Origin of the sequence: Pseudomonas sp. UBA2684 (assembly GCA_002354655.1) — a bacterium.
GTDB lineage: Bacteria > Pseudomonadota > Gammaproteobacteria > Pseudomonadales > Pseudomonadaceae > Aquipseudomonas.
This window is the reverse complement of record DELY01000036.1, coordinates 92,261-114,204: the sequence shown is the minus strand read 5'-3', so window position 1 is coordinate 114,204 and position 21,944 is coordinate 92,261. Positions and strand designations below refer to the sequence as shown.

The following is a 21,944-nucleotide window of genomic DNA, read 5'->3' as shown; positions in this document are numbered from 1 at the left end:
CCGCCCTGCCGATAACCCAATGTGGCCAGATGCTCGTCCAGCGACAGCGACTCGTTCCGCGCGGCCTGCTGGCTGCACGCCATAAGCAGCAACACACTCGCCAGCAGCAGAATCGAGACATTCGGTTTGCCCATGATCACCCTCCTGGCCAGCAGCACAGCTGACCTACAGAGCCTGGCGCCACGCGGAAACGCGCACCCGCACGCCCCGCGCGGCCACGCTCCGGCAAGGAAACACGGCAGCATCGGAAAAGCCGTACAGCCGATGTGCCGGAGCCTTTGTTAAGGTACGCCCTCGCCACCCTTCAGAGCCCGCGTGCGCCGAGCCAATGACTCGCGATGCGGCGATCCACCGAAACACACGAGGACCGCTATGAACCAGCACGTCAGCGCAACCCTGGAATGGCTCGAGCGCTACCCTGAATTTTACACCCTGATCAGCCTGTGTCTGCTGGCGCTTGCCGCCTGGATAGCCAACTGGGTCGTCAAACGCATCCTGCTGCGCGGCCTGTACCGCGCCCTCAAGGCCACGCCTATCGGCCAGGACGGCGCGCTATCCGACTCGCACATCATTGCCCGCCTGGCCAATATCGTGCCGGCGTTGATCATCTCCGCCGGCATCGCCCTGGTCCCGCACCTCCCGGAAGCCGCCATCACGGTGACACGCAACGTCTGCGGCGCCTTCATCGTGCTGACCATCGCCCTGGCGATCAGCGGCGCGCTGACCCTGATAAACACCGTCTACCAGCGCCGCCCAGACGCCAACCTGAAGCCGATCAAGGGCTACGTCCAGGTGGTGAAGATTCTGCTCTTCGCGATTGCCGCGATCCTCATGGTCGCCACCCTGATCGACCGCTCGCCGCTGATCCTACTGTCCGGCCTCGGTGCCATGGCCGCGGTCCTGCTGCTGATTTTTCAGGACACCCTGCTGTCGCTGGTGGCCAGCGTGCAGATTTCTTCCAGCGATATCGTGCGGGTCGGCGACTGGATCGAGATGCCGCAACTGAACGCCGACGGCGATGTGATCGACATCGCCCTGCATACCGTGAAAGTGCAGAACTGGGACAAGACCATCACCAGCATCCCGACCAAGCGCTTTATCAGCGATCCGTTCAAGAACTGGCGCGGCATGCAGGAATCGGGCGGACGGCGCATCAAACGCAGCCTGTATCTGGACCAGACCAGCATCGGCTTTCTCAACGGCGAAGAAATCGCCCGGCTGCAGCGCTTCAAACTGCTCGGCCAGTATCTGACGTCCAAGCAGAGCGAGCTGCTCAGCTGGAACAGCAGCCTGGCCGAAGACGGCCAGGAGCCGGCCAACACCCGCCGCGTCACCAACATCGGCACCTTCCGCGCCTATGTGGAGCACTACCTGCGCCAACACTCGGACATCCACCAGGACATGACCCAACTGGTGCGCCAACTCAGCCCCACCGCCGACGGCTTGCCGCTGGAGCTGTACTGCTTCACCAATACCACCGCCTGGGCGCGCTACGAGAGCATTCAATCGGACATCTTCGACCACCTGCTGGCGATCCTGCCGGAGTTCGGCCTGCGCGTGTTCCAGCACCCGAGCGGTGCCGACATGCGCGAACTGAAGGTCAGCCCCGCGGCTCTACCCGCGGTATAAGCGAGGATGGCCCTGGCCTGGGTGCCTGCGCCCAGCCAGGGCCGACTCACCGCGCAATCGACACACAGCCGCACAGATTTTCACGCAATAAAATTGCTCTTATTTGCCCATAGCGCGCTTTATCACCATTTTTTTTCAGATACTTGCCAGCTTTAACCTCACTGGTTACGGTTGACGCCATGAACGCTACCCACACCCTCATTCTGCTGCGCCAACACGCCAACCTCTGCCTGGTCAGCCAGCGACTGCATGGCCAATAGTTCACGCCAACGCCCCGCCCTATTTCAGACTCAGCCCGGCCCGCCGCTTGCAGCCGCCGCTAAAAGGACATCCCGATGAGCATGCTTAAAGACCCGTCCAGCAAATACCGCGCCTTCCCGGCCATCGACCTGCCTGACCGCAGCTGGCCGTCGAAGACCATCACTGAAGTGCCGATCTGGTGCAGTTCGGATTTGCGCGACGGCAACCAATCGCTGATCGAGCCGATGGATGCCGAGAAGAAGATGCGCTTCTTCAAGACCCTGGTGCAGGTCGGCATCAAGCAGATCGAAGTGGGCTTCCCCTCCGCCTCGCAGACCGATTTCGACTTCGTTCGCGAGCTGATCGAAGGCGGCCATATCCCGGACGACACCACCATTCAGGTGCTCACCCAGGCCCGCGAGGATTTGATCACCCGCACCTTCGAGTCGCTGGTCGGCGCGAAGAAGGCCATCGTCCACGTCTACAACGCCACCGCGCCGAGCTTCCGCCGGATCGTCTTCAATCAGGACAAGGCCGGCGTGGTGAACATCGCGGTCAATGCCGCGCGCATCATCAAGAACCTCGCCGAGCAGCAACCGGCCACCCAGTGGACCTTCCAGTATTCACCGGAGATCTTCACCTCCACCGAGCTGGCGTTCGCCGTGGAAGTCTGCGACGCGGTGCTCGACGTCTGGCAACCGACGCCGACCAACAAGGTCATCCTCAACCTGCCGGCCACCGTTGAAGTGGCGACGCCGAATATCTACGCCGACCAGATCGAATGGTTCGGCCGCCATATCAGCCGCCGCGACAGCGTGCTGATCAGCCTGCACACCCACAACGACCGCGGCACCGGCGTGGCCGCCAGCGAATTGGGCCTGATGGCTGGCGCCGACCGCGTCGAAGGCTGCCTGTTCGGCAACGGCGAGCGCACCGGCAACGTCGACCTGGTCAACCTGGCGCTGAACCTCTACACCCAGGGCATCCACCCGGGCCTGGACTTCTCCGACATCGACAACGTGCGCAAGGTGGTCGAGGAGTGCAACCAGATTCCCGTGCACCCACGCCATCCCTATGTCGGCGACCTGGTGCACACCGCGTTCTCCGGCTCGCACCAGGATGCGATCCGCAAAGGCTTCAGCCAGCAGGACCCGAACGGCATCTGGGAAGTACCCTACCTGCCGATCGACCCGGCCGATATCGGCCGCAGCTACGAGGCAGTGATCCGCGTCAACAGCCAGTCCGGCAAGGGCGGCATCACCTATTTGCTGGAGCAGGAATATGGCATCTGCTTGCCGCGACGCATGCAGATCGAGTTCAGCCAGGTGGTGCAAAAGGAAACCGACCGCCTCGGCCTGGAGATGAGTGCCGGGCAGATCTACCAACTGCTCGACCGTGAATACCTGCAAGCCACGGCGCCCTACGCCCTGAAAGGCCATCGCCTGCAGGAAGAAAACGGCACCAGCGCGGTCGACGTGGAAATTCTCAGCAACGGCGACAGCCAACACTGGCGCGGCATCGGCAAAGGCCCGCTGGAAGCCCTGGTCGCCGGCCTGCCGGTGGCCGTGGAGATCATGGACTACAGCGAGCACGCCATCGGCGCTGGCACCAACGCCAAGGCGGCTGCCTATATCGAACTGCGGGTCAACGGCGGACGGGCGCTGCACGGCGTCGGCATCGACGAAAACCTCACCACTGCGAGCTTCCGCGCGCTGTTCAGCGCGCTGAACCGCGCCCTCAGCCAGGCCGACGCGCAAGCAGCCTGACGGCTCACGCAACCGGAGCGCCAAAAAAACCCGCCGTGATGGCGGGTTTTTGTTGGCTATGTCCACGTTATGTGTTGAAACGTGCAGCCGGCTAGGCAATGCCTGGAGCGCAGTAATTCGTAGGGTGGGTTAGGCGCATGACCGTGGGCGTCTAGCCCTGCTGCTGCCAGTGGCTGCGACCCCAGGCACACATGGCTTCCAGCACCGGTTTGAGGGTCGCGCCGTGTTCGGTCACGCGGTACTCGACCCGTGGCGGTACTTCGGCGAATACCTTGCGGCTGACCACACCGGCACGCTCCAGCTCGCGCAGTTGCTGGGTCAACATCTTTTCGGTGATGTTCGGCACCAGACGCTTGAGCGCGGAGAAGCGCTGCGGGCCGCTCATCAAGTGGTAGGCCAGCAGGGATTTCCACTTGCCGCCGATCACCTCCAGAGTGACCTCGACCGGGGTGTTGTAGACCTTGTCGCCGGCAACCAAACGCTTGTCTTCGCTCGCCAGCAGGGTTGTTTCGCTCATTTAAGTTACCCAAAGGTAAGTGACTGCGCTTATCGTACGTACTTGCCGATTTGATTGCCACACTCATAATGTCGGTCATGACCTATTCCGGTCCCCCTCCTGGAGGTTTCATGCCCGCCCAACACCTGCTCTCCCCGTTCCAGCTTGGCAGCCTCAGCCTGCCGAATCGCCTGGTGATGGCGCCGCTGACTCGTCAGCGCAGCCTGCAACCGGGCAACATTCCCAGCGAACTGAACGCCACCTACTACGCCCAGCGCGCCAGTGCCGGCCTGCTGATCAGCGAAGCCACGCAGGTGTGCGCCGAGGGCCAGGGTTACGCCTGGACCCCAGGCATCCACAGCGCCGAACAGGTCGCCGGCTGGAAGCAAGTCACCCAAGCCGTGCATGCGCGGAACGGACGAATTTTCCTGCAACTCTGGCATGTCGGGCGGATTTCCCACCCGCTGCTGCAACCGAACGGTGCCGACCCGGTCGCGCCGTCGGCGATTCAGGCCAACGCCGAGTGCTACGTGCAGGAAGCCGACGGCAGCCACCACAAGGCCGCCACCGCCATGCCGCGCGCGCTGGCCCTGAATGAATTGCCCGGGGTGGTCGCCGCCTACGCCCACGGCACGGCCAATGCCCTGCTCGCTGGTTTCGATGGCGTGGAAGTACATGCCGCCAACGGTTACCTGCTCGACCAGTTCCTCTGCTCAAACAGCAACCAGCGCAGCGATGCCTACGGCGGCTCGGCGGAAAACCGCGCACGCCTGGTGTTGCAGGTGGTCGACGCGGTGGTCGCCACGCTCGGCGACAGCAGCCGTGTGGGCATTCGCATCTCGCCGATGGGCACCTTCGGCGATGTGCACGACGCCAACCCGCAGGAAACCTTCAGCTATCTGGTCGAGCAACTGAACAGCCGCAAGCTCGCCTACCTGCACGTCAATCGCCCGGACTGGCTGGGTGGCAGCTTCGACGGCTTCGACCAGCTGCTGCGCGCCCTGCGCGACCGCTACCAGGGCACCCTGATCCTGGCCGGCGGACAAACCGTCGAGAGCGGCGAGCAGGCACTTAGCGAAGGCCTGGCCGATCTGCTCGCCTATGGCCGGCCGTATATCGCCAACCCCGATCTGGTCGAGCGCTTCGCCGCGGGCGCCGCTCTCAACCAGGCGGACGCCAGCACCTTCTACGGCGGTGGCAAACAGGGTTATACCGATTACCCGACACTGGGCTGAACATGAAAACGCCGGGATCAACCCGGCGTTTTTCAGTGCGCTCCGTCATTACGCCAAGGTGAAGGGATCGGCATCCCGATACGCCGGAAAGCGTTCACGGTAAGCCGCCAGTTCGGTGGCACTCAGCGTGGCGCGGAACACACCATCCGCCGCGCCGGCACCCAGCAGCGGCTCACCCTGGAAATCCAGCACCTGGCTGTCGCCGCTGTAGGCATGGCCCTTGCCGTCCTCGCCGATGCGATTGACCGCCGCGACATAACAGAGGTTTTCAATCGCCCGTGCCGGCAGCAGCCGGTTCCAGTGATTGCGCCGCGCCGCCGGCCAGTTGGCGGTGTAGAGCAGCAAGTCGGTGTGCTGCGCATCGCGGCTCCAGACCGGGAAGCGCAGGTCGTAGCAGATCAGCGGCCGCACCTGCCAGCCCTTCACTTCCAGCAGCACCTGCTGCTCACCCGCCGCGTAGTACTTGTGCTCACCGGCCATGCGAAACAGATGGCGCTTGTCGTAATGCGCCAGGCTGCCGTCCGGGCGCGCCCAGAGCAGGCGATTACGGTAAGAGCCATCAGCGGCCCGGATAATCAGACTGCCGGTTATCACCGCTTGCAACGCCTGCGCCTGCTCGCGCAGCCACTGGCTGGTCGGGCCATCCTCGGGCTCGGCCAGGGCAGCGGAGTCCATGGAGAAGCCGGTGCTGAACATCTCCGGCAGCACGATCAGGTCGGCACCCTGAGCCTGCTGCAGCAGCGCCTGAAAATGCGCGCAATTGGCGGCCGGGTCATGCCAGGTCAGCTCGGTCTGGATCAGCGCCACATCGAGATTGGGCAACCGGCTCAGATCGCGCATAGTTTCTCCGCTGCTTGGCGCAGGGTGTCCTCGCGCTTGGCGAAGCAGAAACGCACCAGACGCAAATCCTTGGGTGGCTGCTGGTAGAACACCGATACCGGAATAGCGGCCACGCCATGTTCGCGGGTTAGCCACTCGGCCATTGCCACGTCGTCGAGGTCAGCGCGGATCGCCGAGTAATCGGCTAGCTGGAAATAGGTGCCGGCCGCACGGCTGAACTGAAAGCGCGACTCGCCGAGCAGATCGCAGAACAGGTCACGCTTGGCTTGATAGAACGCCGGCAGCTCTTCGACATGCTCGGGATGCTCGGTCATGTAGTCGGCCAGCGCCCATTGCAACGGCGTGACGCCGCAGAAACTGACGTACTGATGCACCTTGCGCAGCTCGGCGGACAGCGCCGGCGGTGCCACCACGTAGCCGGTTTTCCAGCCCGTGACGTGGTAGGTCTTGCCGAACGAGCTGACCACAAAGGCGCGCTGATACAGCTCTTCATGGGCCAGCACGCTGGCGTGTTTGAACCCATCGAACACCAGATGCTCGTACACCTCGTCACTGATCAGGTAAATGTCGCGCTCGCGGATCAGCGCCGCCAGCTGGTCCAGTTCGGCCCGCGAGATCAACGCACCACTGGGGTTATGCGGGCTATTGAGGATGATCAGGCGGGTTTTCGCCGTCAGCGCATCGGCCAGGCGCTGCCAGTCGATGGCGAAGTTCGGCAATGCCAGCGGCACATGCACACAACGCCCGCCAGCCAGCTCGACCGATGGCTCATAGCTGTCGTAGCACGGGTCGAAGACGATCACCTCGTCGCCCGGCTGGATTAACGCCTGGATCGCACAGAAGATCGCCTGGGTGGCACCTGGGGTGATGGTCACTTCACTGTCGGCGCTGACCACACGGCCATAGCTGCGGGCGATCTTCACCGCGACCTGCTCGCGCAGTGCCGGCAGGCCAGTCATCGGCGCGTACTGATTATGCCCGGCGGCAATATGCCGGCCGACCGCCTCACGCAAGGCTTGCGGGCCATCGAAATCGGGGAAACCCTGGGACAGGTTGAGCGCGCCGGTTTCCACGGCGAGCTGCGACATACGGGTGAAGATGGTGGTGCCGACATTCGGCAGTTTACTGACAATCATCGCTCTATTCCGTAGGGCGGGTGCAACCCGCCAAAAACCCCAAGCAGGCGGGTTTCCCCCGCCCTACACCCTGTTGATGGCGCAGGATAGCCCAACGCCCAGAAAGGCAAAAGGCACCCGCAGGTGCCTTTATAGAACGCGACTAGAGACTCAACGCTTGTCTTTGCGCTTCTTCTCGGCCTTCTTGTGGTGGCTCATCAGGCGGCGCTTCTTGTTCACCTGGCGGTCAGTCAGGGTGTTCTTGTTGCCCTCATAGGGGTTCTCGCCGCCTTTGAACTCGATGCGAATCGGCGTACCGACCAGCTTGAGCACCCGGCGGTAGGTGTTTTCCAAGTAACGCACATACGACTTGGGCACCGCGTCGACCTGATTGCCGTGGATCACGATCAGCGGCGGGTTGGCCCCACCCAGGTGGGCGTAGCGCAGCTTGATGCGGCGGTTGTTGACCATCGGCGGCGCATGATCGCCGACCGCGTCTTCGAGAATCTGGGTCAGACGGTTGGTCGGCCAGCGGGTGATCGCCGACTGGAACGAAGCCTGTACCGACTTGTACAGATTGCCCACGCCCGTGCCGTGCAGCGCGGAGATAAAGTGGATATCGGCAAAGTCGACGAAGAACAACCGGCGTTGCAGCTCGACCTTCACATAGTCGCGCTCGCTCGGCTCCATGCCGTCCCATTTGTTCAGGGCAATTACCAGCGCGCGGCCGCTTTCCAGGACGAAGCCGAGCAGGTTGAGGTCATGGTCGACCACGCCTTCGCGGGCGTCCATGACAAACACCACGACGTTGGAGTCCTGGATCGCTTGCAGGGTTTTCACCACCGAGAACTTTTCCACCGCCTCGAAGATCTTGCCGCGGCGACGCACGCCGGCGGTGTCGATCAGGGTGTACTTCTCGTCATCGCGTTCGAACGGGATATAGATGCTGTCGCGAGTGGTGCCGGGCTGGTCATAGACGATCACCCGGTCTTCACCGAGCATGCGGTTGACCAGGGTCGACTTGCCGACGTTGGGCCGGCCGATGATCGCCAGCTTGATGCCGTCTTTTTCGCTCGGGCCGGGAATCCGCTTGGCTTCCTGACCTTCGAGGACGACTTCCTCTTCCTCGCCCTCTTCCGGCTCGCTGGCATCCTTGGGGAAGGAACCGAGCACGGCTTCGAGCATCTGGGTAATGCCACGACCATGGGCACCGGCAATCGGCAGGGACTCGCCCATGCCCATGCTGGAAAACTCGGCGCGGGCCAGGTCGGTGTCGATGTTGTCGACCTTGTTGATCACCAGGAAGCTGCGCTTGTTACGCCGACGCAGGTGCTCGCCGATCATCTGATCGGAAGCGGACAAGCCGGCGCGTGCATCCACCAGAAACAATACGGCATCGGCTTCTTCGATGGCCTGCAGCGACTGCTCGGCCATCTTCGCGTCGATGCCTTCTTCGTCACCGGAAATACCACCGGTGTCGATGACGATATAGGTTCGCCCCTGCCACTTGGCCTCACCGTATTGGCGATCTCGGGTCAGACCGGACAGGTCGCCGACAATCGCGTCGCGGCTTTTGGTCAAGCGGTTAAACAGGGTGGACTTGCCGACGTTCGGGCGGCCCACCAGGGCAATTACGGGAACCATTAGGCTCTCCACTTCGTTATTTCAGAAAATACAAAAGCCGCTGCGGGGGCAGCGGCCGGAATCTTTTTTACTACTGCATTCGGGTTCAAGGCCTGATGCAGCATAGCCATTGAAGCGGTTCAGTATCTCGCGAGCTAGAGCGAGCCTGTTTTTAACGCAGTATCGCCGACGCGCAGCAGATACTGGGCCGCTTCTCAGCGCAGGGTTACTTGATGGTCAGCGCCACCAGCTTGCCACCATTGCCGAACGCATACAGCCAGTCGCCAACGACCAACGGACGAGCGCGCAGGCCATCGCTGTCGATACGCTCGCGACCGACGAAACGTCCATCCACCTGACTGATCAGGTGCAGGTAACCTTCCAAGTCACCGAACGCCACATAGCTGGAAAACACTTGCGGCGCCGACAGCTGGCGGCGGGCCAGGGCATCGTTGCTCCAGAGTGCCGATGCGGAACGCTCGTCGATACCTTCCACAGTGCCACTGGCCAGGCTCACGTAGACGCTACCAAAGCCTTGCGCGACGCCGACCGAACTGGAGGCTTCACGCTGCCAGAGTATCCGCCCGCTTTCCAGATCCAGCCCAGCAACGCGGCCTTGATAGCTGACCACGTAGAGGGTGCCGCCCGACAACAGCAGACCGCCGTCGATATCGACCACCCGGTCCAGCTCGGAGCGACCTTGTGGAATCGCCACACGTTGCTCCCACACGGGAATACCGCGCTGCGCATCGAGGGCGATGACCTTGCCGCTGGACAGACCGGCGACGGCCAAGCGGTTAGTCAGAATCGGGCTACCGGTGCCGCGCAGAGTCAGTACCGCCGGAGTGTTTTCAAAAATCCAGCGCTGGCTACCGGTTTCGGCATCCAGGGCAATCAAACGATCGTCCTGCGTCTGTACTAGCACGATGTCGCCGTTGATCGCCGGCGCAGCCAACACTTCACTGGTCACCCGCGAACGCCACTTTTCCTCACCGCTGCTGGCATCCAGGGCGATCACTTCGCCCTTCAGGGTACCCAGCAGGACCAGGCCATAACCGGCACCGACCGCACCGGAAACCGGCGCTTCGAGGTCTTCTTTCCAGATCACATCGCCGCTCATGCGGTCCAGCGCCATGACCAGGCCCTCGACGTCGGCGGCATAAATGCGCTCGCCATCGACCGCCGGCACCAGCATGTTGAAGGTCTCGCCCTGGCCTTCGCCAATCGAGCGGCTCCACTCCTTCTGCAACACGACTTCTTCTTCGAAGTCAGGCAGCTCGGCTGGCGGAAGTTCTTTCTTGCTATTGCTGCTGCAACCGACGACCAGAACGGCCAGGGCCAGCAGTGCGGCATTTTTCCAACGCATCACGTCACGCATCCCCTTTCGCCAGGTCGTCGAGCTTCATTTGCAAACCACCTACGGCAGCTTCTTCGGAAAGTGCTGCCTTGGCTTTTACATAGGCGGCATGCGCATCATCACTACGACCCAGTTGCACCAGCAGATCGCCTTTAAGCTCTTCACGGCTGGCCAGATACGCCTGATCGGCGTCACCTTCGAGCAGTTTCAGCGCTTCTTCGGCTTTGTCCTGCGCAGCCAGCACGCGAGCCAGACGCTGACGCGCCAACTCCGCCAGGGTGTCATCCGCCGGCTTGTCGACAATCGCCCGCAGCTCGCTGGCGGCATCGTCCAATTTGCCCGCTTCGACCGCTACTTTGGCCACGAACAAGCTGCCGTACTGGGCATAGTGCGTACCGCCAAAATCACTTTTCAGCGTATTGGCCAGTTCGGCAACCTTGGCCGCATCGGGCTGACCACTCGGGTTCAGCGCCGTTTCCAGCAATTGCTGATACACCATCGAGGCGCCCTGCGATTGGTTGGTCTGGTACTTCTGCCAGCCCTGCCAGCCGAATACCGCTACCAGCGCCAGTACGCTGCCGGTCAACAACGGCTTGCCGTTGCGCTGCCACCAGTCCTTGATTACCGCCAGCTCTTCATCATCGGTACGCGAAACCACCCCAATACTCCTATTCGCTAAATCGCTTAACAGCCTGTTAGGCCTGCGCGGTGCAGGTCTTCAAATACTCGGCTAGAGCAGCCCAGGCGATACTTTGTTGTTCACCCTGATCCCGCAGCGGCTTGCAACCTACCACTTGCTGGGCCAGTTCGTCTTCACCCAGCACCAGGGCATAGAGCGCGCCGCTCTTGTCGGCTTTCTTCAATTGGCTCTTGAAACTGCCGGCACCGGCATTCACTTGCAAACGCAAAGCCGGCAATTGATCACGCAAGCGCTCGGCCAGGGTCAGGGCCGCCAACTCTGCCGGCTCGCCGAAGGCGCACAGGTAGAGATCGACCTGACGGGCAATTTCCGCCGGCACTTTACCCAAGGTTTCGATCAGCAGCACCAGGCGTTCGATGCCCATGGCGAAACCTACGCCGGTGGTCGGCTTGCCGCCCATCTGCTCGACCAGGCCATCGTAGCGGCCACCCGCGCAGACCGTGCCTTGCGCGCCGAGCTGGTCGGTGACCCACTCGAATACGGTCTTGCTGTAGTAGTCCAGACCTCGCACCAGCTTGGGATTGATCACGTAAGGCACGCCGGCGGCATCCAGACGGGCTTTCAGACCGTCAAAGTGCGCACGCGACTCGTCGTCCAGGTAATCCGCCAGCTTCGGCGCATCGACCAGCAAGGCCTGGGTTTCCGGGGACTTGCTGTCGAGCACACGCAACGGGTTGCTGGTCATGCGGCGGCGGCTGTCTTCATCCAGCTGGTCGGCATGCGCGGTCAGGAACTCGACCAGCGCATCACGGTACACCGCGCGCGCGGCGCTAGTGCCAAGGCTGTTCAGCTCAAGCTTCACCGCATCGCGGATACCCAGCAGGCCCCACAGGCGCCAGGTCAGCACGATCAGCTCGGCGTCGATGTCCGGGCCGTCGATATTGAAGACTTCCACACCGATCTGGTGGAACTGGCGATAACGGCCTTTCTGCGGGCGCTCGTGGCGGAACATCGGGCCGATATACCAGAGCTTCTGGGTTTGCCCGCCGCCGGACAGACCATGCTCGAGCACCGCGCGCACGCAGGCTGCGGTGCCCTCGGGGCGCAGGGTCAAGGAGTCGCCGTTGCGATCCTCAAAGGTGTACATCTCTTTTTCGACGATATCGGTGACTTCACCGATGGAGCGCTTGAACAGCTCGGTGAACTCGACGATCGGCATGCGAATCTGCCGATAACCGTAGCCATCCAGCAGGCCAGCCACACGGCCTTCAAAGTAACGCCAAAGCGGGGTTTGCTCGGGCAGGATATCGTTCATGCCACGGATGGCTTGCAGGGACTTGCTCAATTCGGTTCCTTAGCTGTTCTTGGTTCGCAGAGGCTCAGCCACGTACGATGACGGCGGCATCTGCGGCGACTTTTTCGGCCGCTTTCTGGCGAATCAGCTTTTCCAGCTGATCCACCAGATTGTCGTTGTTCAGTTTGTGTGCCGGTTTGCCGTCGATATAGATCAGGTTGTTCGGCGAGCCACCGGTGAGGCCGATATGCGCCTCCTTGGCTTCGCCCGGGCCATTGACCACACAACCGATCACCGCCACGTCCAGCGGCACCAACAGGTCTTCGACGCGTTGCTCCAGCTCATTCATGGTTTTCACCACATCGAAGTTCTGCCGCGAGCAACTCGGGCAGGCAATGAAGTTGATGCCACGCGAACGCAGGCGTAACGACTTGAGAATATCGAAGCCAACCTTGACCTCTTCAACCGGGTCGGCAGCCAGGGAAATACGGATGGTATCGCCAATCCCGTCGGCCAGCAGCATGCCCAGCCCCACCGCTGATTTCACCGTACCGGAGCGCAGGCCGCCGGCTTCGGTAATGCCCAAGTGCAGGGGTTGTTCGATCTGTTTAGCCAACAAGCGGTAGGCCTCAACGGCCATGAACACATCGGAAGCCTTCACGCTGACCTTGAAATCCGGGAAGTTCAAACGGTCCAGGTGCTCGACATGCCGCAGAGCCGACTCGACCAGGGCTTCTGGGGTCGGCTCACCGTATTTTTTCTGCAGGTCTTTTTCCAACGAGCCCGCGTTAACGCCGATACGGATGGAAATGCCACGATCACGAGCCGCTTCTACCACAGCCTTGACCCGATCTTCGCGGCCGATATTGCCCGGATTGATGCGCAAGCAATCGACGCCCAACTCAGCCACGCGCAAGGCAATCTGATAGTCGAAATGAATATCGGCAACCAGAGGCAGGCTGACCTGCTGCTTGATCCGGCCAAACGCCTCGGCGGCGTCCATATCCGGCACCGAGATGCGCACGATATCGGCACCGGCATCTTGCAGGCGGCGAACCTGAGCGACGGTGGCAGCCACATCGTTGGTGTCGGTATTGGTCATGCTCTGCACGGCAATCGGTGCATCGCCGCCGACCGGCACCGAGCCAACCCAGATTTTACGCGACAGACGACGCTTGATCGGCGATTCGCAATGCATGACTTACAACCCCAACTTCAGACGTGCAGTTTCACCGGAGATAAACGGCGCAACATCCACCGTTTCGCCGTTGTAACTCACCTGTGCTCCGCGAGCGAAGCCCAAGCGCAACTCCAATGGCGCCTTACCAGCCAGCTCCAGATTATCCCCTTTGCGCTTCAGCGCGCTGAACAGGACTTTGCCGTTGGCATCCGTGAGCTGGGTCCAGCAATCGGCGATGAAGGTCACTCGCACCACTCCCTCACCAGCAGCGGCCGTCGGCACTGGTGTATCGGTTGCCGCTATGACGGGAGCCGGGCTGGCTGCTGGCGCGGGCTCGACAGCAGCATTCGCGACCAACGCAGGAGGCTCGCTGGGTGCCGTGATGGGTTGCTCAGCGGCAACCGGCGCTTGCTCGGGGTCAACGGCCACCTCTGGCTGCGCCGCCACTTCGGCCGAAACGCTTGGCAAGCTCAGCGCCGTGCCGTCCTGGGCCGCCAGAACGGCTTGATCCTCAGGCTCTTCCAGCGGATGAATCTGCGTGGTGCCATCGGCGCCATCCACTTCGACATGCTCAATGCTGGTGGCCGCCAATTCATCGGCGCGCCGTTCCGCTTGATCCTGCCACCAGTAGAAACCCGCCACCGCCAGCGCCACCAGCAGAATGAAGCTGACAAAACGCAGAACACTCTGCGAATAACGCACCGGTTCTTCGATACGCCCCAGGCTATGCACGCTGCTTCCTGCGGCATCGCTACCGGTGAACTGATCGAACTCCAGCACCAAACGGTCCTGGTCCATGTCGAGCAGTTTGGCGTAAGCACGAATGTAGCCCCGCGCAAACGTATGACCCGGTAACTTATCGAAAGCCCCGGCCTCAATCTGAGTCAGCCGCTGCGGCGTCAGATTGAGCTGGGTCGCGACCTCGGCGATCGTCCAGCTTTTACTCTCGCGGGCCTTGCGCAAGGACTCGCCGGGGTTGACACGGTGAGCTGCTACAACTTCAGGATGCGCCGCTTTCATCATTGCTCCGACAGGTATTGCTGATATTCCGGCGTACCGGGATAAAGACGTTTCAATTGCAGGCCAAGGCTGGCGGCTTTATCACGATCCTCGAAGATCGCTGCTAGGCGCGTGCCCAAGAGCAAGCTGCGGGCATTCTGCGTAGACAGCGCGCTATAGCTGTCGTAATAGTTGCGCGCCGGTACATATTGCTTGTCCTCGTAGGACATCACTGCCATTTCCAGCAACGCACGCGGCTGCCGACTGTTCAGGCGCAATGAGCGTTCAAAGTAACTTTGCGCCTGCTCACGCTGCTTGAGCATCATCGCAGTCATCCCCAGGTTCTCGAATACCCGCGAGCGTTCAGGATAGAGATTGTCTTGAGCAGCTTGCTGATAACGCTCAAAGGCGTCTTCGTAGCGCTTTTGCTCGAACAGAAAACTGCCGTAGTTATTCAGCAAGCGAGCATCGCTGGGGCGTTGCGAGAGGGCCTTGCGAAAATGCTCGTCGGCCAGCTTCGCCTCCATCTCGATCTGGAACACCAGCGCCAAGGCGGCATGCGCGTCGGCACTCGAGGGATCCAGTTCCAGGGCTTTCTTCAGCGGCACCTTGGCGCGCTCGCTGGCGCCTTGTTGCAAGTAACCGATGCCAAGCTGGACGTAGGCATCGCGTGCCTCGTTACGTCCTTTACCTGTTCTCATTGGGTCGACATCGCCGGTCGAAACACAACCGGCCAACAGGCTGGCGATTAACAAGAACAGCGCTGGGCGCAAGGTCATGGGTATCCTCCCTTCAAGTTCGATTGGCGGCGGAACGCGGCGTGTCTGCCTCGCTACTCAATTCACGCACGGCAATGTAGCGCTCGCTACGACGGGTACGATCCATCACCTGGCCGACCAACTGCCCACAGGCAGCGTCAATATCCTCACCGCGAGTAGTACGCACGGTGACATTGTGCCCGGCTTTGTGCAGCAGGTCCTGAAAACGGCGAATGGCATTGTTACTTGGCCGTTCGTAACCCGAGTGGGGGAAGGGATTAAACGGAATCAGATTGATCTTGCAAGGCACATCTTTGAGAAGTGCGATCATCTCCTCAGCGTGCTCGGTCTTATCGTTGACATCCTTGAGCAGGGTGTACTCGATGGTCAGCACACGCTTCTCGCCGAGGCGCGCGACATAACGCTTACAAGCCGCCAGAAGCATTTCCAGCGGATACTTCTTGTTGATTGGCACCAACTGATTGCGTAGCGCATCGTTCGGCGCATGCAGCGACAGCGCCAGCGATACGTCGATGACCTCGCCGAGCTTGTCGATCATTGGCACCACGCCGGAGGTGGACAGGGTCACCTTACGCTTGGAGATGCCATAGCCGAGGTCGTCCATCATGATTTTCATGGCGGCGACGACGTTGTCGAAATTCAGCAGCGGCTCGCCCATGCCCATCATCACCACATTGGTGATGGCACGGTCGATCTTCGCCGGCACGCTGCCGAACGACTTGTTGGCGATCCACACCTGGCCGATCACTTCGGCGGCGCTGAGATCGCTATTGAAACCTTGCTTGCCGGTCGAGCAGAAACTGCAATCCAGCGCACAGCCAGCCTGCGAGGACACACACAAAGTGCCACGCGAGCCCTGGGGGATATACACGGTTTCTACGCAACTGCCTGACGCCACCCGCACTACCCACTTGCGCGTGCCATCAGTAGAAATATCTTCGCTGACCACTTCCGGGCCGCGGATTTCAGCAGAGGCCTTGAGCTTTTCGCGCAAGACCTTGCTGACATTGCTCATGGCATCGAAATCATCGACGCCAAAGTGGTGAATCCATTTCATCATCTGACCGGCACGGAAACGCTTTTCCCCGATACTTTCGAAGAATTGTTCCATCTCTGCCTGGGTCAGACCCAGCAGATTGATTTTCCCGGTAGCGTCAGTCATGGCTTCACCCTCACTCAAATTCGCTTAGCGAATGCGAGCGCAAACTTCGGTCGAAGCGAAGAAGTAAGCGATTTCACGCGCAGCGGAGGCTTCGGAATCGGAACCGTGTACGGCGTTTTCGTCGATGGAAACCGCGAAATCAGCACGGATGGTGCCGGCAGCCGCTTCTTTCGGGTTGGTAGCGCCCATCAGATCACGGTTAGCCAGAACAGCGTTTTCGCCTTCCAGAACCTGGACGATAACCGGGCCGGAAGTCATGAAAGCAACCAGATCCTTGAAGAAGCCACGCTCGCTGTGCTCGGCGTAGAAGCCAGCAGCTTCGCGCTCGGACAGCTGAAGCATTTTCGAAGCAACGACGCGCAGGCCGGCTTTTTCGAAACGCGAGGTGATTTCGCCGATAACGTTTTTAGCGACGGCATCCGGCTTGATGATGGAGAAAGTGCGTTGAACAGCCATGTGAAACTCCAGAAACAGGGATTAAAGCGAAAAATTAAACCCGCGAATTATACGCGGGTTTAGGTTAAATGCGTAGGGTGCGCCAATTGGCGCGCCGATCAGTCGACCTCTTCGATCCAAGCCGCCTGAATGGCTTCGAGCACCTTCTCACCGCCGCGCTGCGGGTCGTCGGAGAATTCCGGCAAGGCCAAGACCCAGCGATGCAGATCGACGAAGTTGACGAAACGCGGATCGACATCCGGCTTGCTTTCGGCAAGTTCAATAGCGATTTCCAGTACATCAACCCATTTCAGGCTCATGATGGCTCCTTGAGTCAATGCGGCGCTTCGGCGGCATGGTTGAGCGAATATTTCGGTATTTCGACAGTCAGGTCTTCATCGCCCACAATCGCCTGGCAGGACAGCCGCGATTGCGCCTCGAGCCCCCAGGCCTTGTCCAGCATGTCCTCTTCCAATTCGTCGGCTTCGGCCAGCGAGTCGAAGCCCTCGCGCACGATGCAGTGGCACGTGGTGCAAGCGCAGACACCGCCGCAGGCGCTTTCCATTTCGATATGGTGGTCATGCGCCACCTCGAGGATAGAGACGCCGGGCTCGACCTCTACGACCAACCCATCCGGGCAGAACGCGGCGTGGGGCAGAAAAATAATCTGCGGCATGCTTATTCCTCAATCTCATTAAGACTACGACCAGCCAAAGCGGCTTTGACCGTGGCATCCAGGCGACGAGCAGCGAAGGCATCGGTCACCTGGGTCAACCGTTTGGTCTGCTGCTCAATGGCCGGCCCGTCGCTACCGGCCATCAAGTCGCGCAACTGCTGCATTTGCGCATCGATCGCCAGACGCTCTTCGGCGTCCAGCAAACGCTCGCCATCGGCATCCAGCGCCGCCTGCACCGCCTCCAGCAAACGCTGAGCATCGACCTGCTGCTCGCGCAGCACGCGGGCCACCTTGTCGTCGCCGGCATTCTTGAAGGAATCCTGCAGCATCCGCGCGATCTCGCCATCGGTTAGCCCGTAGGATGGCTTGACCTGAATGCTCGCCTCGACGCCAGACGCCAACTCACGCGCCGCGACACTGAGCAAGCCATCGGCATCGACCTGGAAGGTCACGCGAATTTTCGCGGCACCGGCGACCATCGGCGGAATACCACGCAGCTCGAAGCGCGCCAGGGAGCGACAATCGCTGATCAGCTCGCGCTCGCCCTGCAATACGTGAATCATCATGGCCGTCTGGCCATCTTTATAGGTGGTGAAATCCTGGGCGCGCGCCACCGGAATCGTGGTGTTACGCGGAATCACCTTCTCCATCAGCCCGCCCATGGTTTCCAGACCGAGCGACAGCGGAATCACATCCAGCAGCAGCAACTCTTCGCCGTCGCCACGCTTGTTACCTGCCAACGCATCGGCCTGAATGGCCGCACCGATGGCCACCACTTGATCCGGATCAATATCGGTCAGCGGCTCACGCCCAAACAGCTCAGCGACGGCCTGGCGCACACGTGGCACACGGGTCGAACCACCGACCATGACCACGGCCTCGACGGCATCCAACTCGATGCCAGCATCGCGCACGGCACGCCGACACGCCTTGAGGCTGCGCGCCAGCATCGGCTCGATCAGCGCCTCGAACTGCTCGCGCGTCAATTGCCCCTGCCAACCGGCATAGCCGAGCATCGCACTGGCGTTATCGGTCAGGGCCTCTTTGGCCGCGCAGGCGGCCTCAAGCAACAGACGCTGCGCACCCGGATCGAGATCGGCGGACAGACCAGCCTGCTCGACCATCCAGCCGGCAATTGCATGATCGAAGTCATCACCACCCAGGGCGCTGTCGCCCCCCGTGGCCAACACCTCGAACACGCCACCGGTCAGGCGCAGAATCGAAATATCGAAGGTGCCGCCGCCCAAGTCATAGATCGCCACCACACCTTCGGCATGCTGATCCAACCCATAGGCAACAGCGGCGGCGGTCGGCTCATTGAGCAGACGCAGTACATTCAGCCCGGCCAATCGCGCGGCATCTTTAGTTGCCTGGCGCTGCGCATCGTCGAAGTAGGCCGGCACGGTAATCACCGCCCCCACCAACTCACCACCCAAGGTGGTTTCGGCGCGCTGACGCAGCACCTTGAGAATATCGGCAGACACCTCAACCGGGCTTTTCGGCCCCTGCACAGTGTCGATAAATGGCATATGCGACTCGCCATCGACAAAGTGATACGGCAACTGCTCGCCGAGCTGCTTGACGTCGGCTAGACCACGACCCATCAGGCGCTTGACCGACAACACGGTATTCAACGGATCGCTGGACGCGGCCGCTTTTGCCGCCTCGCCCACTTCGACATGATCAGCGTAATAACGCACCGCCGACGGCAGGATCACCTGCCCCTGGGCATCCGCCAGCGGCTCGGAAAGACCACTGCGCACCGCAGCGACCAGCGAATTGGTGGTACCCAGATCAATACCCACAGCCAAACGACGCTGGTGTGGCTGGGGGCTCTGTCCGGGCTCAGCGATCTGCAGTAAGGCCATGATTAATAATGCTTATCTGAATATCAGGCGCGCCCTCTAGTAGCCTAGCAGCCGCGCGAGTGTTAATCGTCGAGGCGCTCTTCCAATTGGCGGACCTCGTGGGAAAGCTTGTCGAGAAACTGCATGCGGCGCATTAGGCGCTCGGCCTCTTCACGGCGCAGCGGATCGTCCCAACAAACGGCAAAGCTTTCGTTCAGCTCATCCTGAGCGATCTTCAAACGGCGCTTGAACGCGGCCACGCCGGGTAAATCGGCGCTGTCCTGCAGATCCTCGAGCTCTTCGCGCCACTGCATCTGCTGCATTAGGAAGCCCGGGTCTTGTACCGTGACTTCCAAAGGCAATTCAGGCCCACGCAATGCAAGTAGGTAGCGAGCCCGCTGCGGTGCATTCTTTAACGTCCGGTAGGCCTCATTGAGGCTCGCCGACTGTTCAAGCGCCAAGCGCTGTTCGCGCTCGGAAGCATCGGCAAAACGATCCGGATGGACATTGCGCGCCAGCTCGCGATAACGCACAGCCAACTGCTCAAGGTCCAAGCGAAAACCTGGCTGCAGATCAAACAGGGCAAAATGACAAGGAATACCCACACGCGCCTCAGATATTGAAGCTCTCGCCGCAGCCACATTCGCCGCGCACGTTCGGGTTGTTGAACTTGAACCCCTCGTTCAACCCCTCTTTGACGAAGTCCAGCTCGGTGCCATCGAGATACACCAGGCTTTTGGGATCGATGATCACCTTGACCCCGTGACTCTCGAACACCTGATCTTCGCCAGCGGCCTCGTCAACGAACTCCAGCACATAAGCCAGGCCAGAGCAGCCGGTGGTGCGAACACCCAGGCGGATACCCTCGCCCTTGCCACGCCCATCAAGGGAGCGACGCACGTGCTGAGCGGCAGCTTCGGTCATGCTGATAGCCATCGACAGATCTCCTTAGAGCAAGCCTTTCTTCTGCTTGTAGTCGCGCACGGCCGCCTTGATGGCGTCCTCGGCGAGAACCGAGCAGTGGATTTTCACGGGCGGCAGAGCGAGCTCTTCGGCCAACTGGGTATTCTTGATGGTTTCCGCTTCGGCCAGGGTCTTGCCCTTCATCCACTCGGTAGCAAGGGAGCTGGAGGCGATTGCCGAACCGCAACCATAGGTCTTGAACTTGGCGTCTTCGATGACCCCCTGCTCGTTGACCTTGATCTGCAGACGCATCACATCGCCACACGCCGGCGCGCCGACCATGCCGGTGCCCACGTCCGGGTCTTCCGCGTCCATCTTGCCGACGTTGCGCGGGTTTTCGTAATGGTCAATGACCTTTTCACTGTAAGCCATGCTGGTATTCCTTCCTCATCAGAGAGCCGCTCTTGCCCGGCGACTACTTAGTGCGCTGCCCACTCGATCTTGGAGATGTCGACGCCGTCTTTGTACATATCCCACAGCGGCGACAATTCGCGCAGCTTGGTGACCGCCTCGCGAACCTTCTGCGCGGCATAGTCGACTTCTTCTTCGGTGGTGAAGCGACCGAAGGTGAAACGAATGGAGCTGTGCGCCAACTCATCGTTGCGGCCCAGGGCACGCAGGACGTAAGACGGCTCAAGCGACGCCGAGGTACAAGCCGAGCCGGACGATACCGCCAGGTCCTTGAGCGCCATGATCAGCGACTCACCCTCAACGTAGTTGAAGCTGAGGTTGAGATTGTGCGGTACACGGGCAGTCATGCTGCCGTTGATGTACAGCTCTTCCAAACCATCGACCTGCTGGAAGAAGCGATCACGCAGGGCCAGGATGCGCTGGTTTTCCTGGACCATTTCTTCCTTGGCAATGCGAAAGGCTTCACCCATGCCGACGATCTGGTGGGTCGCCAGGGTACCGGAACGCATGCCGCGCTCATGACCGCCACCGTGGGTCTGGGCTTCCAGGCGCACACGCGGCTTACGCTGAACATAAAGCGCGCCAACCCCCTTGGGGCCATAGGTTTTATGCGCCGAAAACGACATCAGGTCGACCTTGAGGGCGTCCAGATCGATCGCCACCTTGCCGGTGGACTGTGCCGCATCGACATGCAAGAACACGCCGCGCGAACGGGTCAGCTCACCGATCGCCGCGATGTCGTTGATCGTGCCGATTTCATTATTGACGTGCATGATCGACACCAGAATGGTGTCCTCACGCATCGCCGCCTCGACCATCGCCGGAGTAATCAAGCCATCTTCGCCCGGCTCGATGTAGGTGACTTCGAAGCCCTCACGCTCAAGCTGACGCATGGTATCGAGCACCGCTTTGTGCTCGATCTTCGAGGTGATCAGGTGCTTACCTTTACTCTTGTAAAAGTCGGCAACGCCCTTAATGGCCAGGTTGTTCGACTCGGTAGCGCCAGACGTCCAGACGATTTCACGCGGGTCGGCATTGACCAGCTCGGCGACCTGACGACGGCCATTCTCGACAGCTTCTTCAGCCTTCCAGCCGAACACATGGGAGCGCGACGCCGGATTACCGAAGTTACCGTCGACCAGCAGGCATTCGCTCATCTTCTGTGCAACACGCGGATCGACCGGCGTAGTGGCGGAATAATCGAGATAAATCGGCAATTTCATTAATTTTCTCCTATCAGGTCTCAGGCCAGCAGGC

The 21,944-nt window shown here is 60.9% G+C and carries 23 protein-coding genes; 3 read left to right on the top strand and 20 right to left on the bottom strand.

Annotated elements, in window-relative coordinates:
* Positions 1 to 134 (bottom strand): hypothetical protein (locus B3M58_RS22620; protein WP_414704082.1); only part of this gene is annotated, 134 nt, incomplete at its 3' end.
* A gap of 238 nt (positions 135 to 372) precedes the next feature.
* On the opposite strand from B3M58_RS22620, the gene B3M58_RS12355 reads away from it, so the two are divergent.
* Positions 373 to 1,629 carry a mechanosensitive ion channel family protein gene (locus B3M58_RS12355; RefSeq protein WP_296219495.1) on the top strand — a complete coding sequence of 419 codons (1,257 nt, stop codon included), beginning with the start codon at positions 373 to 375 and terminating at the stop codon, positions 1,627 to 1,629.
* 335 nt (positions 1,630 to 1,964) lie between these two features.
* The gene (leuA, locus tag B3M58_RS12350; RefSeq protein WP_296219493.1) at positions 1,965 to 3,635 is read left to right on the top strand and encodes a 2-isopropylmalate synthase; all 1,671 of its coding nucleotides are present in this window, start codon (positions 1,965 to 1,967) and stop codon (positions 3,633 to 3,635) included.
* Positions 3,636 to 3,786: 151 nt separating this feature from the next.
* On the opposite strand, the gene B3M58_RS12345 is transcribed toward leuA, so the two are convergent.
* Entirely contained in the window at positions 3,787 to 4,152 is a 366-nt protein-coding gene (locus B3M58_RS12345) for a winged helix-turn-helix transcriptional regulator (protein ID WP_296219491.1), read from the bottom strand.
* A 110-nt stretch (positions 4,153 to 4,262) separates the two neighbouring features.
* Between B3M58_RS12345 and B3M58_RS12340 the strand changes: the two genes are divergently transcribed.
* Positions 4,263 to 5,366, top strand: a complete 1,104-nt coding sequence (locus B3M58_RS12340; RefSeq protein ID WP_296219489.1) for an alkene reductase — start codon at positions 4,263 to 4,265, stop codon at positions 5,364 to 5,366.
* 48 nt (positions 5,367 to 5,414) lie between these two features.
* On the opposite strand, the gene B3M58_RS12335 is transcribed toward B3M58_RS12340, so the two are convergent.
* From B3M58_RS12335 to B3M58_RS12250, 18 genes are all read right to left on the bottom strand, one after another.
* Positions 5,415 to 6,206 carry an amidohydrolase gene (locus B3M58_RS12335; RefSeq protein WP_296219487.1) on the bottom strand — a complete coding sequence of 264 codons (792 nt, stop codon included), beginning with the start codon at positions 6,204 to 6,206 and terminating at the stop codon, positions 5,415 to 5,417.
* A complete protein-coding gene (locus B3M58_RS12330) occupies positions 6,194 to 7,342 on the bottom strand; it encodes a pyridoxal phosphate-dependent aminotransferase (protein ID WP_296219485.1) in 1,149 nt (382 codons plus the stop codon). The genes B3M58_RS12335 and B3M58_RS12330 overlap by 13 nt, the downstream gene beginning before the upstream one ends.
* 150 nt (positions 7,343 to 7,492) lie before the next feature.
* Positions 7,493 to 8,965, bottom strand: a complete 1,473-nt coding sequence (gene der / locus B3M58_RS12325) for a ribosome biogenesis GTPase Der (protein WP_296219483.1) — start codon at positions 8,963 to 8,965, stop codon at positions 7,493 to 7,495.
* A gap of 205 nt (positions 8,966 to 9,170) precedes the next feature.
* Positions 9,171 to 10,322, bottom strand: coding sequence for an outer membrane protein assembly factor BamB (gene bamB / locus B3M58_RS12320; RefSeq protein ID WP_296219482.1), 1,152 nt, complete (start codon positions 10,320 to 10,322; stop codon positions 9,171 to 9,173).
* Entirely contained in the window at positions 10,315 to 10,959 is a 645-nt protein-coding gene (locus B3M58_RS12315; RefSeq protein WP_296219481.1) for a tetratricopeptide repeat protein, read from the bottom strand. Before B3M58_RS12315 ends, bamB begins: the two co-directional genes overlap by 8 nt.
* 37 nt (positions 10,960 to 10,996) lie before the next feature.
* Positions 10,997 to 12,286, bottom strand: coding sequence for a histidine--tRNA ligase (hisS, locus tag B3M58_RS12310; RefSeq protein ID WP_296219479.1), 1,290 nt, complete (start codon positions 12,284 to 12,286; stop codon positions 10,997 to 10,999).
* Positions 12,287 to 12,320: 34 nt separating this feature from the next.
* Positions 12,321 to 13,433: a flavodoxin-dependent (E)-4-hydroxy-3-methylbut-2-enyl-diphosphate synthase gene (ispG, locus tag B3M58_RS12305; protein WP_296219477.1), complete on the bottom strand. Its 1,113-nt coding sequence runs from the start codon at positions 13,431 to 13,433 to the stop codon at positions 12,321 to 12,323.
* 3 nt (positions 13,434 to 13,436) lie between these two features.
* Entirely contained in the window at positions 13,437 to 14,435 is a 999-nt protein-coding gene (locus B3M58_RS12300) for a RodZ domain-containing protein (RefSeq protein WP_296219475.1), read from the bottom strand.
* Positions 14,435 to 15,193: a type IV pilus biogenesis/stability protein PilW gene (gene pilW / locus B3M58_RS12295; RefSeq protein ID WP_296219473.1), complete on the bottom strand. Its 759-nt coding sequence runs from the start codon at positions 15,191 to 15,193 to the stop codon at positions 14,435 to 14,437. Before pilW ends, B3M58_RS12300 begins: the two co-directional genes overlap by 1 nt.
* Positions 15,194 to 15,206: 13 nt before the next feature.
* Positions 15,207 to 16,355, bottom strand: a complete 1,149-nt coding sequence (gene rlmN / locus B3M58_RS12290) for a 23S rRNA (adenine(2503)-C(2))-methyltransferase RlmN (protein WP_296219471.1) — start codon at positions 16,353 to 16,355, stop codon at positions 15,207 to 15,209.
* Positions 16,356 to 16,379: 24 nt separating this feature from the next.
* Complete coding sequence (gene ndk, locus B3M58_RS12285) at positions 16,380 to 16,811, bottom strand: nucleoside-diphosphate kinase (RefSeq protein ID WP_274086964.1); 432 nt, start codon at positions 16,809 to 16,811, stop codon at positions 16,380 to 16,382.
* A gap of 98 nt (positions 16,812 to 16,909) precedes the next feature.
* Positions 16,910 to 17,110 carry a Fe-S cluster assembly protein IscX gene (gene iscX / locus B3M58_RS12280; protein WP_296219465.1) on the bottom strand — a complete coding sequence of 67 codons (201 nt, stop codon included), beginning with the start codon at positions 17,108 to 17,110 and terminating at the stop codon, positions 16,910 to 16,912.
* A gap of 14 nt (positions 17,111 to 17,124) precedes the next feature.
* A complete protein-coding gene (gene fdx / locus B3M58_RS12275) occupies positions 17,125 to 17,466 on the bottom strand; it encodes an ISC system 2Fe-2S type ferredoxin (RefSeq protein WP_296219463.1) in 342 nt (113 codons plus the stop codon).
* 2 nt (positions 17,467 to 17,468) lie between these two features.
* Positions 17,469 to 19,334 (bottom strand): Fe-S protein assembly chaperone HscA, encoded by a 1,866-nt coding sequence (gene hscA, locus B3M58_RS12270; protein ID WP_296219461.1) that lies wholly within the window; start codon positions 19,332 to 19,334, stop codon positions 17,469 to 17,471.
* 62 nt (positions 19,335 to 19,396) lie between these two features.
* Entirely contained in the window at positions 19,397 to 19,918 is a 522-nt protein-coding gene (gene hscB / locus B3M58_RS12265; protein ID WP_296219459.1) for a co-chaperone HscB, read from the bottom strand.
* Positions 19,919 to 19,925: 7 nt separating this feature from the next.
* Positions 19,926 to 20,249: an iron-sulfur cluster assembly protein IscA gene (gene iscA, locus B3M58_RS12260; protein WP_296219457.1), complete on the bottom strand. Its 324-nt coding sequence runs from the start codon at positions 20,247 to 20,249 to the stop codon at positions 19,926 to 19,928.
* A gap of 12 nt (positions 20,250 to 20,261) precedes the next feature.
* Positions 20,262 to 20,648, bottom strand: coding sequence for a Fe-S cluster assembly scaffold IscU (gene iscU / locus B3M58_RS12255; protein ID WP_296219455.1), 387 nt, complete (start codon positions 20,646 to 20,648; stop codon positions 20,262 to 20,264).
* A 47-nt stretch (positions 20,649 to 20,695) separates the two neighbouring features.
* Entirely contained in the window at positions 20,696 to 21,910 is a 1,215-nt protein-coding gene (locus B3M58_RS12250; RefSeq protein ID WP_296219453.1) for an IscS subfamily cysteine desulfurase, read from the bottom strand.
* Positions 21,911 to 21,944 lie beyond the last annotated feature (34 nt).

Coding starts and splice junctions, on each gene's coding strand:
- B3M58_RS12355 (WP_296219495.1), top strand. CDS start 373: ATGAACCAGCACGTCAGCGCAACCCTGGAATGGCTCGAGCGCTACCCT.
- leuA (WP_296219493.1), top strand. CDS start 1,965: ATGAGCATGCTTAAAGACCCGTCCAGCAAATACCGCGCCTTCCCGGCC.
- B3M58_RS12345 (WP_296219491.1), bottom strand. CDS start 4,152: ATGAGCGAAACAACCCTGCTGGCGAGCGAAGACAAGCGTTTGGTTGCC.
- B3M58_RS12340 (WP_296219489.1), top strand. CDS start 4,263: ATGCCCGCCCAACACCTGCTCTCCCCGTTCCAGCTTGGCAGCCTCAGC.
- B3M58_RS12335 (WP_296219487.1), bottom strand. CDS start 6,206: ATGCGCGATCTGAGCCGGTTGCCCAATCTCGATGTGGCGCTGATCCAG.
- B3M58_RS12330 (WP_296219485.1), bottom strand. CDS start 7,342: ATGATTGTCAGTAAACTGCCGAATGTCGGCACCACCATCTTCACCCGT.
- der (WP_296219483.1), bottom strand. CDS start 8,965: ATGGTTCCCGTAATTGCCCTGGTGGGCCGCCCGAACGTCGGCAAGTCC.
- bamB (WP_296219482.1), bottom strand. CDS start 10,322: ATGCGTGACGTGATGCGTTGGAAAAATGCCGCACTGCTGGCCCTGGCC.
- ispG (WP_296219477.1), bottom strand. CDS start 13,433: ATGCATTGCGAATCGCCGATCAAGCGTCGTCTGTCGCGTAAAATCTGG.
- B3M58_RS12300 (WP_296219475.1), bottom strand. CDS start 14,435: ATGAAAGCGGCGCATCCTGAAGTTGTAGCAGCTCACCGTGTCAACCCC.
- pilW (WP_296219473.1), bottom strand. CDS start 15,193: ATGACCTTGCGCCCAGCGCTGTTCTTGTTAATCGCCAGCCTGTTGGCC.
- rlmN (WP_296219471.1), bottom strand. CDS start 16,355: ATGACTGACGCTACCGGGAAAATCAATCTGCTGGGTCTGACCCAGGCA.
- ndk (WP_274086964.1), bottom strand. CDS start 16,811: ATGGCTGTTCAACGCACTTTCTCCATCATCAAGCCGGATGCCGTCGCT.
- iscX (WP_296219465.1), bottom strand. CDS start 17,110: ATGAGCCTGAAATGGGTTGATGTACTGGAAATCGCTATTGAACTTGCC.
- fdx (WP_296219463.1), bottom strand. CDS start 17,466: ATGCCGCAGATTATTTTTCTGCCCCACGCCGCGTTCTGCCCGGATGGG.
- hscA (WP_296219461.1), bottom strand. CDS start 19,334: ATGGCCTTACTGCAGATCGCTGAGCCCGGACAGAGCCCCCAGCCACAC.
- iscA (WP_296219457.1), bottom strand. CDS start 20,249: ATGGCTATCAGCATGACCGAAGCTGCCGCTCAGCACGTGCGTCGCTCC.
- iscU (WP_296219455.1), bottom strand. CDS start 20,648: ATGGCTTACAGTGAAAAGGTCATTGACCATTACGAAAACCCGCGCAAC.
- B3M58_RS12250 (WP_296219453.1), bottom strand. CDS start 21,910: ATGAAATTGCCGATTTATCTCGATTATTCCGCCACTACGCCGGTCGAT.